13 protein-coding genes are annotated in these 14,137 nt (G+C 40.6%); all 13 read right to left on the reverse strand.

Features of this window, described 5'->3' with window-relative positions; genetic code table 11:
• Positions 1-77 precede the first annotated feature (77 nt).
• A complete protein-coding gene (locus EO119_RS02360; RefSeq protein WP_062401234.1) occupies positions 78-1,496 on the reverse strand; it encodes an Rne/Rng family ribonuclease in 1,419 nt (472 codons plus the stop codon).
• 9 nt (positions 1,497-1,505) lie between these two features.
• Positions 1,506-2,195 carry a TIGR03936 family radical SAM-associated protein gene (locus EO119_RS02365; RefSeq protein WP_062401257.1) on the reverse strand — a complete coding sequence of 230 codons (690 nt, stop codon included), beginning with the start codon at positions 2,193-2,195 and terminating at the stop codon, positions 1,506-1,508.
• Positions 2,167-4,050, reverse strand: coding sequence for a TIGR03960 family B12-binding radical SAM protein (locus EO119_RS02370; RefSeq protein WP_062401236.1), 1,884 nt, complete (start codon positions 4,048-4,050; stop codon positions 2,167-2,169). Before EO119_RS02370 ends, EO119_RS02365 begins: the two co-directional genes overlap by 29 nt.
• Positions 4,051-4,087: 37 nt before the next feature.
• Entirely contained in the window at positions 4,088-5,191 is a 1,104-nt protein-coding gene (gene rodA / locus EO119_RS02375) for a rod shape-determining protein RodA (RefSeq protein WP_126940535.1), read from the reverse strand.
• A gap of 9 nt (positions 5,192-5,200) precedes the next feature.
• A complete protein-coding gene (mrdA, locus tag EO119_RS02380) occupies positions 5,201-7,099 on the reverse strand; it encodes a penicillin-binding protein 2 (RefSeq protein ID WP_126940536.1) in 1,899 nt (632 codons plus the stop codon).
• A gap of 12 nt (positions 7,100-7,111) precedes the next feature.
• Complete coding sequence (gene mreD, locus EO119_RS02385; RefSeq protein ID WP_126940537.1) at positions 7,112-7,603, reverse strand: rod shape-determining protein MreD; 492 nt, start codon at positions 7,601-7,603, stop codon at positions 7,112-7,114.
• Positions 7,600-8,517, reverse strand: a complete 918-nt coding sequence (gene mreC / locus EO119_RS02390) for a rod shape-determining protein MreC (protein ID WP_126940538.1) — start codon at positions 8,515-8,517, stop codon at positions 7,600-7,602. The genes mreD and mreC overlap by 4 nt, the downstream gene beginning before the upstream one ends.
• Positions 8,517-9,551, reverse strand: a complete 1,035-nt coding sequence (locus tag EO119_RS02395; protein ID WP_126940539.1) for a rod shape-determining protein — start codon at positions 9,549-9,551, stop codon at positions 8,517-8,519. Before EO119_RS02395 ends, mreC begins: the two co-directional genes overlap by 1 nt.
• Before the next feature lie 114 nt (positions 9,552-9,665).
• On the reverse strand, positions 9,666-11,201 hold the full coding sequence (gene guaA / locus EO119_RS02400; RefSeq protein ID WP_126940540.1) for a glutamine-hydrolyzing GMP synthase: 1,536 nt from the start codon (positions 11,199-11,201) through the stop codon (positions 9,666-9,668).
• 84 nt (positions 11,202-11,285) lie between these two features.
• Positions 11,286-12,704, reverse strand: coding sequence for a [FeFe] hydrogenase H-cluster radical SAM maturase HydG (gene hydG / locus EO119_RS02405; RefSeq protein WP_126940541.1), 1,419 nt, complete (start codon positions 12,702-12,704; stop codon positions 11,286-11,288).
• Positions 12,705-13,000: 296 nt separating this feature from the next.
• On the reverse strand, positions 13,001-13,288 hold the full coding sequence (rpmA, locus tag EO119_RS02410; protein WP_009353004.1) for a 50S ribosomal protein L27: 288 nt from the start codon (positions 13,286-13,288) through the stop codon (positions 13,001-13,003).
• 12 nt (positions 13,289-13,300) lie between these two features.
• Positions 13,301-13,615 carry a ribosomal-processing cysteine protease Prp gene (locus tag EO119_RS02415; protein WP_126940542.1) on the reverse strand — a complete coding sequence of 105 codons (315 nt, stop codon included), beginning with the start codon at positions 13,613-13,615 and terminating at the stop codon, positions 13,301-13,303.
• Positions 13,616-13,620: 5 nt separating this feature from the next.
• Entirely contained in the window at positions 13,621-13,932 is a 312-nt protein-coding gene (gene rplU / locus EO119_RS02420) for a 50S ribosomal protein L21 (protein WP_009352881.1), read from the reverse strand.
• Positions 13,933-14,137 lie beyond the last annotated feature (205 nt).

The following is a 14,137-nucleotide window of genomic DNA, read 5'->3' on the forward strand; positions in this document are numbered from 1 at the left end:
CAATCCCAAGCACTTTTTCTTAAAAACATTACATTTCATATAGAGAACTGTAATTGTTTTTAGTACTAATTTTATTATTATACATCACCTAAGGCTAATAGGGAATAGGCTTCTAATCCCATTGTGGTATCATTTTCAATCTGTATAGTTCGTTGCAACTCTGTACGTAACGATTCCAATACTTGTTTTGTAAAGAATTGCCCCACATCTGGATGCACCACAATGGACACATCCGTTTTTAATCGACCAAAGCGATACAATTCCCGCAGACGTCGTAAGATTTGCAAATACACAGTTTCTCCTTTTAGTACATGTCCAGTACCACCACAACTGGAACAAGTATCAAAGAGGATAGATGGAATACTTTGGCGCTCCCGTTTCCGTGTCAACTCCAACAAACCTAAGGAAGTAATACCACATACCACGGTTTTAATAGGATCCTTTTTCACTAAGTGGTTCATCAACTGTACTAGTTCTTCCATATCCTGTTTAGGCATATCTATAAAATCGCAAATAATGATTCCTCCAAGATTTCGCAATCGCAATTGTCTGGCAATCATATGGGCCGCTTCTTGATTCACTCGTTTTGCCACCTGTCCCACTTGTTCATTCTTACCACTGTAATGAGCAGAGTTTACATCAATCACAGTGAGTGCCTCTGTTTGATCAATCTGTAAGGAGCCACCAGAGGGTAGATCAATGCGATGATTTAAAAGAGCATCAATTTGTTCTTCAATACCATGTGTTTTAAAAATATCTTCCTTTTGATTCCAAAAGCTGACTTCTACAGGCTTACCAAATCGTCCTGCTCCTAATAATTGTTGCAACTCTTCATAAGCAGCTGCATCATCCACCATAATAGAACCTACCGTAGGTCCTACGTAGTCACGAATGACACGATACCATAGGTTGGCATCTCCATAGATTTCCGTTCCATTCTGTGCTACCTTGTAGCGCTTTTGCAAGTGTTCCCAAGTCTGATGTAAATAGGCCATATCACGAGCAATTTCTTCTTCACTAGCCCCCATAGCTGCGGTGCGCAAAATAAATCCTACACCTCGCTCTAAATAAGGTTGTGCCATATCTTTCAAAAACTGACGCAACTCTGGGTCTGTAATCTTTTTAGAAATATGAATCTGTTGATCTTGTGGCAATAATACCATATAATGACCAGCCAAACTAACATCAGTAGTGACACGAGCGCTTTTTCCCAGCATGGCATCCTTCACAACTTGAACTAATAAGACTTCCCCTACATGTACTTTTTTTTGTTTCCCTTGTTCTTGTAGGTTTAGGTACACATTTTGCCCGATGCCAATGTCGAGGAAAGCTGCACTCATGCCAGGCAGAACATTTTTCACTACCCCTTTATACATATGATTTACACGATTTGATTGCTGTGGTCGTTCATATATAATTTGTTGTAAATCCCCTGTCTCATCCACAATGGCAAGACGGGTTTCCTCTTTCATCACATTGGCATATAATCGATTCATAGTCTCTCCTTATTCCACTTCTAGAGGCGTAATACAAGCCCCATCCGTTTCAATCAAAATCGCTTCACGGTGAATAGAATAACTATCTGTTACGGGCCAACCGTATTGCTCTTTGCCCAATTTCCACATATCCCCTGGCTTCATAGTCCCTTCTGGATATACGCCAATAGCCATACGAATTGTTACCATATCTCTGTCTACCTTTGCTACCAAGGGTTCTTTAATGAAATGTTTCACATCAATCATTCTTGTTTTCTTCGGTGTTACCTTTTCATATAATACTTCGTCTGCACTATTAAAAGGTTCCAGCAACTGTTCCCAATTTGCGTATTCTACAGTCGGACCTGTCACCTCATAGACTGCATAATTGCATATGGCCATCATTTTTTTCACTTTATCCGGCATGAATCGTCCATCCAACACTTCTAAGCCTTTTGGTGCTGATTGTGAAAGTCGGCTCATCAATTCTTCTAATGACCCTTCTGCTAACACATCCATATCACAGTATTCAGCACTGGCCGTGATACCCAAGGCAAGGGCAGAGGAAAAGCTAATCTTCATATGTGGATTAAATCCCTCAGAATAAGCCATTTTAATCCCACTACGACGAATCATACGCTCTATGGCGGAAGCATAATCTAAATGGGATAAAAAGCGAAGTTCTTCTCCCTTATGTAAGGCCAAACGTAACTTTCTCAACACGTCCACCCTCCTTATAATCAATAATCGGTGTGCCTAGCTCTGGGCAAGCATTACAGCCATTACATGGCTTACGACGGCAATCCCACGTCAACGTACCTTCTACAGCACGCTCCCATTCACGTTGTAAAAAGGCTTTACTTACGGTGTCATCAATATGTTCCCAAGGCAATGCCTCTTCAAAGCTGCGGTCACGGCGAGCATAATAATCTGGATCAATATTCGTATCTTTGAAAGCCTGCATCCAGGTATCGTATTTAAAATACTCTGTCCAGCCATCAAATTTACAGCCCTGTTTCCAAGCCTCTATGACGGATGGCGCTAATCGTCTATCTCCACGAGCAAAGATAGCCTCTAAATACCCTGTATGTCCATCATGATAATGATAGGAAATATTCCGATTGTTGATAAGGGATTTTAAATATCTCTGTTTACGATGAATTTCCTCTACATCTTGTTGACCATACCATTGGTAAGGGGAGTGTGTTTTCGGTACGAAGAAAGAACAACTCACTGTCACCTTGCCATTGCGTTTGCCTGTAATATCTCGGTGCAAATCTAATACTTTATAAGCTAAGTCAGCAATGCCTGCTACGTCTTCATCGGTTTCCGTCGGTAAGCCCATCATAAAGTATAATTTCACTGTGTTCCAACCAGATTTGAAAGCATTTTCACAAGCTGCCATCAAATCTTCTTCACTAACACCTTTGTTAATCACATCACGCATACGCTGAGAGCCTGCTTCTGGAGCAAAGGTTAAGCCACTTTTACGCACTTGCTGCACTTTTTTTGCAATATCAATAGAAAATGCGTCAATACGCAAAGATGGTAGACTAACACTGACTTGTTTATCTTTAAATTCTTCCATCAGCATATCTACTAATTCTGGCAATTTAGAATAATCTGCAGAACTTAGAGACATTAAAGAAATTTCATTATATCCGGTATTGGCGATAATATCCTTTGCCATTTGTAATAACCGTTCCGGCGTTCTTTCACGAACAGGACGATATAACATACCAGCTTGGCAGAAACGACAGCCTCGCAAACAACCACGGAATAATTCTAATACAGCCCGATCATGGACTACGTCTAAATATGGCACAATAGGTGCTGTCGGATAATAGGAGTGTTCTACATCTTCTACGATACGTTTTTTTACAACTGCCGGCGCTTCCTCTGCCAAAATTTTTAACCCTTTAAAATGACCGTCCTCTGTGTATTCTGGCTCATATAAAGCAGGTACATAGGTCCCTTCAATTAAGGCTGCTTTGCGCAAGAATGCCCCTTTACCGCCTGGAAAACCTTTCGCTTTTTCTGTTTTAAATAGTTCTACAAATTCCACAAGCCATTCTTCCGATTCACCGATAGACACGATGTCAAAAAAATCTGCAATAGGCTCAATATTATATACACAAGGTCCCCCTGCTAATAGCAATGGGAAAGACATATCTCGATCTTTGCTATAGAAAGGGATCTCTGCCATATCCAGCATATTCAAGATGTTGGTATAGCTCATTTCATATTGCAATGTAAATCCCAATAGATCAAATTCGCGAATTGGCGTTTTGGTTTCCAAAGAAAATAAAGGAATCTTACGGTCTCGCATTTCCTTTTCCATGTCGTGCCAAGGCGCAAAGACACGCTCAGCCACCACATCTTGACGTTCATTTAACAAACCATATAAAATTTTTATTCCTAAGTGGCTCATACTTACTTCATATACATCAGGAAATGCCAAGGCCATTGTCACATCCACTGTACTGTGGTCTTTTACAATGCTATTCCATTCCCCTCCGGTATAGCGAGCCGGTTTTTCCACATGTTGTAACCATGATGGATCTAAGTGAATCATACAACCTCACTAGAGGCATAAGCCTCATTTCTAACAATTAAAACATGCGTTTTTTCTGACGCATTACTATATTCAATAATAAACCTATACTCAATAAATTGGTGGTCAAAGCACTAACACCATAACTGATGAAAGGCAATGGGATTCCTGTTACTGGCATAATCCCTGTCGTCATACCTACATTGACTAAGACTTCAAACAAAAACATAGACCCAATACCTGTAGCAATTAGCATACCAAAGGGATCTACTGATCGTTTGGCAATTAAAAAACTACGATATACCACCACTAACAATAATCCTAAGACCACACAACACCCAAAAAGACCCAATTCTTCTCCGACCACGGAGAAAATAAAATCTGTATGGTTTTCTGGCAAAAAGTTCAGTTGACTTTGGGTTCCTTCAAAAAGGCCTTTTCCAAATAGCAAACCTGAACCAATTGCAATTTTAGATTGGATAATATGATATCCTGCTCCAAATGGGTCTACATTGGGATTCAAAAATACCATAATCCGTTGTTTTTGATACTCTTGTAAAACAAACCAACTTAGCGGAGCTAATGCTACCATGGTACCTACCATAATCTGCACTAATCGCATTCGAATACCACTAACAAAAAGCATGCCTGCCAAAATAGCCACATACACTAAGGATGTTCCCAAGTCAGGTTGCTTAAATACTAGTAGTGCTGGAATTCCTAAAAACAAGAATACTGGCAACAGTTCTCTAAAGGAATTTAATTTTTCTACCCGACTTTCCAACATATTGGCAAGGCTAATGATCATCATCAGTTTTGTAAACTCTGATGGTTGGATAGTAATCGGACCAATCTGAATCCAGCGCTGCGCACCCAGTGCTGATGTACCCACGATCATAACAGCCAATAACATGAGGATGGTAGCTGCATAAATCCATTTAGCATAGGGACGCAAACGCTCATAATCTAGCCATTGTAGACCTACAATGGCTATGATATTTAATCCAAAAAATAGTAATTGCTTTGATACCAGTCCCGTTAGTTGTAAACCTTCGCGATTCACATGCGTAGCACTACCAATCACAATGCATCCTATGATGATAAGGCTAATCGTAGACAGCATCAAAATCCAATCCCATTCTCGTATAATTCTCTGCCACATAGTATACTCCTAGTCTACTTTTTGCTCTTTTATAGAAGATGTGCCCGTTTTGGAATCACCTTTTTTCCCGTTCACTGGTGCAACAACCGGTTTAGGAATATGAAAATATTCTTCTAAAATAGGGCGTACAATAGAGCCGGCTGAGCTAGCTCCAAAGCCACCTTGCTCCACAAGAGCTACCACAACAATACGGGGTTTGTCATAAGGTGCATAGGCGACGAACCAACCGTGGTCAGTACCAGTAGCATTCTCTGCAGTTCCTGTTTTACCAGCTACTGCTAGGGATAATCCTTTAAAAATTTCCCCTGCTGTACCGCCTTCCAACGTTACGTCTCTAAGACCATTACGAACAATATCCATAACTGCTTTAGACACTTGTAAAACGCCTAGCTTCTTAGGTCCAAAGATTTCTTCTGGCGTTCCATCTGCATTATCAATGCGGCTCACCACATACGGTTGGTAACGAATCCCTCCATTGGCAATTTCAGACATAACCACTGCCATCTGTATAGGCGTGACTAAGGTAAAAGACTGACCTATAGCAGCATCAAAAGTTTCCCCTAAATACCAATCTTGATTAAATACTTTCCTCTTATATTCTGGACTAGCTAAGTTACCACGACCCTCATCATAGAGCTTAATACCTGTCTTTTCTCCTAATCCAAAGATTTTAGCATATTTATCAATATTTTCTATCCCTAAGCGATTACCCATTTCATAGAAATACACATTATCAGATTTGGCTAAGGCTTTATTAAAATCAAGCCAGCCCAAGGCTTCTCCCTCTGCATTTCGCTTATCAATTAACCAGTGTTTACCACTATCGTAAATCATTTCATTAGGAGTTACTTTTTTTAATTCTAATGCGGCTGCGCCAGTAATAATTTTAAAAGGAGATCCTGGTGGATATTCACCAGTAACTACTTTATTTTCAAAAGGATGATTCGCATCAGTATTGAGTTGATTCCATTGTTCTGTGGTAATCCCTTTGGCAAACCAATTCGGATTAAATCCTGGGGCACTAACCATCGCCAATACAGCTCCTGTGTTAGGATCTAGGGCCACAACGGCAGCACCCTTTGCAGGAATACCTTGCGATCTAAGAGTAGCTAATTGATCATACACAGCTTTTTCAGCCACTTTTTGCAAATTCAAATCAATTGTTAAATGAATATTTCGCCCTGGTACTGTATGTTTACGGCCTACTTCTTCCACAGGTCGTCCGCTGGCATCTACCTCTACTTGACGACCACCATCAACACCGCGCAAGACAGAATCATACATTTTTTCAAGGCCCGATCTTCCTAAAATCGTGCCCGCTCCAATAGGACCTCCAGAGTTTGTTCCTTCCAATTCTGCTTGCTTTACTTTTGCCAATTCTTCTTCGCTCACTTCTCCTACATAGCCCAATAGTTGGGATGCCATTGTATCATAAGGGTAATAGCGAAGTGGTTCTACATCTACTGTAATACCTGGTAATTCGTGGCGATGTTCTTCAATTTTTGTAACCTTATCTAAGGTTACATCACCAGCCAGTCTAATTGGTTCATAGCCACCTTTATGAGCTTCTATTTTGTCTGCTAAGGTTTTCACTGGCACTTGCAAATAAGCAGCCAATTGTTCTAACACTTTTGGATCTGCCTGTTTTCCAGTGGGCAACATAGATACCATATAAGCAGGTCGTGAGCCGACGACAATTTGACCATTTCGATCATACATCAAGCCCCTAGTGGCCGTCATAGATAAGATACGTAACCGGTTCCCCTCTGCTTTTCCACGGTAATAATCACCTTCAATGGCTTGTAAGTAAAATACACGTCCTAATAAAACAGCAAAAACGAGGATGACTATGGTTAACAACACATCAAAGCGTGTAGTTTTTTTCTTTTTATATAGTGCTTTTAACATAGTCTCTCCTTTCTACCACATGTATTCATCTTTTTCTTCCCAGCGCCATACTAGTTTATGCACTAAGATTCCCACTAAGGCATCAATACCTATCGAAGGAATACCATGATTCCAAATATAGGTAGTCAATACGATAGGCTCTTGCACAATCCACAATAAGCCTATTTGTACTAGCATCACTAACGCCGCTCCTAGTCCAATCCACCCAGCACTGGCATACCATTGTTCTTCATAAATAGTCAACTGTATGGACCCTAAGGCATAACTCACTGCGGCATAGGATACCACATGTAATCCAAAATAATTACCAATCATCACATCTTGGACAATACCCCCTACAACAGCTAATAGCAGTCCAGAGGAACGCCCTTTCAGTATAGTAACGACTAAGGCAATATCTAGCAACAAATGAGGTGCCCAAGAGTAGGGAAACCATCTAGGTACGACTAAAGATTGGATAATAATCACACCTACTAACATCAATGTCCAGGCAAATCGCTTCATTGTTGCACCGTCCCTTTAGCACCTTCTACTTGATCTCGTTGCGTGCGAGGAATCAATTTTGGCTCTAATTTTGGCGTTTCTGGTCGCGCTGTAAAGGATTTGGTAATGACGAATACTTCTTCTAAACTTTGAAAGTCTACCGTAGGCTCAATGATTGCATGTTTCACAAAACCTTCTTCATCAGTCACAATATCTTTCACATGACCTAATAATAATCCCTTTGGATACATACCTCCAAATCCTGAAGTTACAATTGTATCGCCTTTTAGCACATCACCATTTAAGGCAATGTTCACCATTTGTGGCTCCATAGGGCGATTCCCATTCCCTTTCAGTATAGATGCAATTCTAGATTCTGGTCGTTGCACGATAACACCAGTAGCAGATCTTGGATCTAATATACTTTGTACCCGTGCAGAATGTTCATATACATCTGACACAAAGCCTACGACCCCACGAGGAGCAATAACTGCCATATTAGGCTCTACCCCATCTACACTGCCTCTACTAATAGTGAATGTATCCGTCCAAGCCCCTCTATCACGAGTCACTACAGAGGCTGCTAATAAAGCAAATTGGGGTTGCTCTCCTTTAAATTGTAACAATTGGCGTAAACGAATATTCTCTGCTACCAATTCATCATAGGCCACTTGCTTTTGCTCTAATTCTGCATTGCGTTCCTCTATATCAGACATATCTTTCACACGTAGAATACCATCATCCATAATCGCAATCCCCGTATGTATTCCTTCTAGGAAACGACTAGCTCCATAAGTAAATGGGGCCATCAAATTTTCTAGAGTTACTGTTACTACTGGAACTTGTGTTCTTTGTTTCCACACATAACCAAAAATACCTAGTACAGTACAAAGAATGACGATCATAGTCAACCATTTGCGTTCAGATTGTTGCATTAAGATCGCCCCTTTCGTAATTTACTTGCCACTAACAATCGTTCTAAACGTTGCACATCTGCGGCAGCTCTTCCTAAACCAAGTGCCACCGTATCGCCTGGCGTATCTGCAATGCGTACAGGAATGCCTAGTTCCTCTTGGATGTGGCGGTCTAACCCTTCAAGTAAGGACGTACCTCCCGTAAGGAGCATGCCACTTTCCATAATATCTGCCACTAATTCAGGTGGTGTTTTTTCCAATATACTGCGTATAACAGCCACCATATCTGCAATAGGTTGTCGCAAAATTTCATAGACTTCGCTTTTACGAATGATACAGCGTTTGGTGAGTCCCGTTTCAGAGTGACGACCTACGATAGTGTATTCCCCTTCGATAGATGGAGCGATCGCACAACCAAGAGTTTGCTTAATGTCTTCCACTGTTTCATCGGATACCATAATAGAAAACTCATTACGTATATAATGGTAAATAGCTTCGTTTAATTCATTACCACCAATCCGTGATGTGCGGCTCGCTACTTTACCCCCCATGGATAAAATAGCTACATCCGTAGTACTACCGCCAATATCGACAGCCATACTACCACGGGCCTCAAAGATAGGAAGCCCTGCACCAATCGCTGCTGCTACTGGACTTTCCAGCAAATGAGCTTCCCGAGCTCCTGCCTGAATGATGGCATCTGTCATCGCTCTTCGCTCTACATCGGTAATCCCACAAGGTACTGCCATGACGACACGAGATCTGCGAACCGCCTTGGACGCTTTGTTCATAAAATACTTTAACATGGACAACACAATGCGATAGTCCACAATAAAGCCCTCTTTCAGAGGACTCATAGGCGCCAATGTTTCTGGATTACGCAATAACAAGCGTTGTGCATCTTCCCCAACGGTGACAATATTCTCTTGCTTTGCATCCGTTGCCACGATGGATGGTTCTGATACAACCACCCCTCGACCTTCCACAAAAATATGCGTGTGAAAGGTACCAATATCTATTCCTAAATCTCTTCCTAATGAAGAAAATAATTTCATCGAATCTCTCCTTATAAAGAATTCCGTATTCTATTAATTGTAACATACTTTAAGGAGATTATAAATAAAAAAGCCAGCAGTTCCTAAGTTCTACTGGCTTTCAGTCTATTTACTTTATTCCCACTCAATGGTTGCTGGTGGTTTACTTGTAATATCGTACACGATACGGTTAATGTGGTTTACTTCGTTCACGATGCGGCGGGAGATAGTATCCAATACGTCATAAGGGATACGTGCCCAATCAGCTGTCATAAAGTCAGTTGTAGTTACACCGCGCAATGCCAATGTGTAATCATAGGTACGGAAGTCACCCATAACACCTACTGTGCGTGTACTTGTTAACACCGCGAAGTATTGATTAATGGAACGATCTAAACCAGCTTTTGCGATTTCATCGCGAAAGATGTAATCCGCGTCACGCAATACATCCAGTTTATCTTTTGTCACTTCACCCATGACACGAATCGCAAGACCTGGTCCTGGGAATGGTTGACGCCATACTAGGTAATCTGCCAAACCAAGTTCAGCACCTAATTGACGAACTTCGTCTTTGAACAAGTTGCGAAGTGGTTCGATTAAACCTTTGAAATCTACTACTGCAGGTAATCCACCTACGTTGTGATGAGACTTAATGACTTCTGCTTCGCCAGTGCCAGACTCGATTACGTCTGGATAAATGGTACCTTGTGCTAAGTAATCAACGGAACCAATTTTGCGACCTTCGTCTTCAAAGACACGGATAAACTCTTCACCGATAGCTTTACGTTTCGCTTCTGGATCTTCAAGTCCTGCTAATTTTGTTAAGAAACGTTCTTCTGCATCCACACGAATGAAGTGCATACCAGAATCTTTGAACGCCGCTTCTACTTCGTCACCTTCGTTTTTACGCATTAAACCATGGTCAACGAAGATACAAGTTAATTGGTCCCCTACAGCTTTGGAGATTAACGCCGCAGCTACGGAGCTATCAACACCACCAGATAATGCCAATAATACTTTGCCATCACCTACTGTATTGCGAATCTCTTCAATAGCAGTTTTTGCATAGTTTGCCATCGTCCATTGGCCTGTGCATCCACATACTTCATACAAGAAGTTGTGCAACATTTCTTTACCATGTTCTGTATGTAATACTTCTGCATGGTATTGCATAGCATATAAACGACGCTCTTCGTTTTGCATAGCTGCTACAGGGCAATCTTTTGTATGTGCCACGATTTTGAAACCTTCTGGCACTTTTGCCACATAATCTACATGGCTCATCCATACGATTTCTTCTTCTGAAAGTCCTTTAAATAATGGTGAGGACACATCTACATGAGTTGGAGTTTTACCAAATTCACGTGTTTCCGCAGACGTTACATGACCACCTAATGTATGTGCCATAAATTGCATACCATAGCACATACCCAATACTGGAATGCCAAGTTCAAATACTTCCGCTTCCATTTTGGGAGCACTGTCTTCGTATACGCTAGCAGGACCACCTGTGAAGATGATACCTTTTGGCTGTAATTCTTTAATTTTTTCTAATGCTTTATTGTACGGATATACCTCACAATACACATTATTTTCACGTACACGACGCGCGATCAGTTGGTTATATTGACCACCAAAGTCAACGACAACAACCATCTCTTTTTGTTCCATTCTGTCCTCCCACAATCTTCTGTTTATAACTTCAATATATAAACACTATATATTAAATATTATACCCTATGCACTAAGTTTTGACTAGAATCGGAAGTCACGTTCTCCCTCTTCCATTTGCGCAATATAAGCTTTGGATTTTTCTTTCACTAGATCATTTTTAATGGAGTCTAATTGCACGTCGATAACAGCCGCACCAACAGCTTTTGTTTCCTCATCTGCATAGTCTAGTAAATACTCTTTCAATGTCATCAACGCATTCGGTTGACAACAGTTAGAAATTTGTCCACTCTTAGCCAGTGCCATAAAGCGGTCACCTGTACGTCCTTCACGGTAGCAAGCCGTACAGAAGCTTGGTACATATCCTAATTGCAATAACCATTCCACAATTTCATCCAAGGAACGGCGGTCGCTCGTATCAAATTGAGCAGAATTTTCTTCTTCTGGTTCTTCTTCTACATAGCCACCGACAGATGTACGAGACCCTCCAGAAATTTGCGAGATACCTAAGGCTAAACCACGCTCACGCATAGCTTGACTTTCACGAGTAGACATAATCATACCTGCATACGGTGCAGACACACGAATCAAAGCTACAATTTTTTCAAAAATATCGTCTGGTACAGCATTACTGAAATCATCTACATCGATATCATCAGCTGGACAAATTCGAGGCACACTGATCGTATGCGGGCCTACACCAAACTTCGCTTCTAAATGTTCTGCATGCATCAACAAGCCTACGAAGTCATATTTGTAGTGTTCCAATCCATAAAGGACGCCAATGCCCACGTCATCAATACCTGCCTCCATAGCGCGATCCATAGCCGTTGTATGGTATGCATAATCGCTCTTAGGGCCTGTTGGATGAAGGGCTTCATAGTTTTCTTTATTATATGTTTCTTGGAACAATGTGTACGTACCAATACCTGCCTCATGTAATTTTCGATAATCTTCTACTTCACACGCCGCAATATTGACATTGACTCGACGTATTTCTCCATTATCTTTTTTGATGGAGTAAATCGTATCAATACATTCCAAAATATATTCCAGTGGATTTTCCAATGGATGTTCGCCAGATTCGATAACAATCCGTTTATGCCCCATGGCTTCTAAGGCCATCACTTCTTCACGGACTTGATCTTGGTTTAACTTTTTGCGAGTGATGGTTTTATTTTTTGCATGGTATGGGCAATAAACACAACCATTGATGCAATAGTTTGATAAATACAAAGGAGCAAATAATACAATTCGATTGCCATAAATCGCTTGTTTAATCTCTTTTGCTAAAGCAAATAATTTTTCCTTATATTCTGGCAAGGGACATTCTAACAGTACCATCGCCTCACGGTGGTTTAATCCTACACGAGTTTTTGCCTTTTCTAATATAGCATCCAATAAAGGACGGTTTTCCTTATTTTCTTCTGCATATTGTAAAGTGGCTAGAATCTCTTCGTGATTAATAAATTCTTCCGCCTTGGAAGAGTGTACATCATACATAGTAAACTCCTTTTCTACTGACTTAGTAGATCTATGATAGCCTACATCTTTCTAGGCTTTGTCCTAACATAAGCGCTATACCGATTTTATTAGATATAGCCTTTCTTTTATTATACTCCACTTATGAATTGATGTATATAAAATTAGTGTACATTATGAAAGCAAATATTAATACTATGTATGCATAAACAGAAATATACATCTATTCATTTGTTCATTTTGAAAGTTTCCTGCCCTATGCAAACAAAAAAGGCCACCAGATATTACTATCTAGTGACCTTTCATATGTGTTATGATTAAGCTTCTACAGGGTATACAGAAACTTTACGGTTATAACGACCAGCACGTTCAAATGCTACACGGCCAGGAACCAATGCAAACAAAGTATCATCTTTGCCGATACCTACGTTAGCGCCTGGATGGAAATGTGTACCACGTTGACGAACTAGGATGTTACCACTTTTTACAGTAGAACCGTCATGGCATTTAACTCCAAGACGTTTGGACTCGGAATCACGACCATTTTTTGTACTGGAAGCACCTTTTTTAGATGCGAATAGTTGTAATTGGATATTGAATAACATGTAGTTCACCTCCTATTGTTCACTCACTCTAACAAAATCACTATATTGATCCGCCACATTCTTGATACCAAGAAGCATCGTTTCTAATATAGTTTGTCCTCTTTCAGTAACAGGTTCTGAAAGTAGGATATGTAACTCACCGTCTTCTATTTGGTACTCCATGGATTGCTTAGCCACCTCATGAAGACCTAAGATCGATGTCTGTGAAAGCATAGATATAGCGGCACATACAACATCTTCTCCGTAAGGACCTGCTTCAGCATGTCCTCGAAAATGACATTCTATAATATGCCCTTCTACATTGCGTTTCACATCAATGTGAGTCATGATACTTACGCCTCGATTTTTTCGATGCGAACTTTAGTGAATGGTTGGCGATGGCCTTGACGACGACGATAGTTGGATTTCGCTTTGTATTTGAAAACCAAGATCTTTTTCGCTTTACCATGTTCAAGTACTGTACCAGTAACTTTTGCACCGTCCACAAGTGGTGTACCAACTTTAACATCACCGTCTTTAACTACAGTTACAACTTCGTCAAAAGAAACAGTTCCTTCAGCTGCTACATCCAATTTTTCAATAGTGATTACATCGCCTTCGGAAACGCGATATTGTTTACCACCAGTTTTAATAATTGCGTACATTATGACACCTCCTTGTATTCGTACTCGCTGAATGCGGTTATCTAGCCGAAGCCAAATATTATTGACCTCTTCATGCGGCTTGCAATAGTTGGGCGTACCCAAACTATGACTCAATTATTATACATGACAAGCACCGCTTATGTCAACGAAAGAAACCTCTTTTCTATCTATATTTTTGAAAGAAACCTTTCCTCTTTACACCTTG

The organism is Veillonella sp. CNR 79/14, from assembly GCF_003992185.1.
GTDB lineage: Bacteria > Bacillota > Negativicutes > Veillonellales > Veillonellaceae > F0422.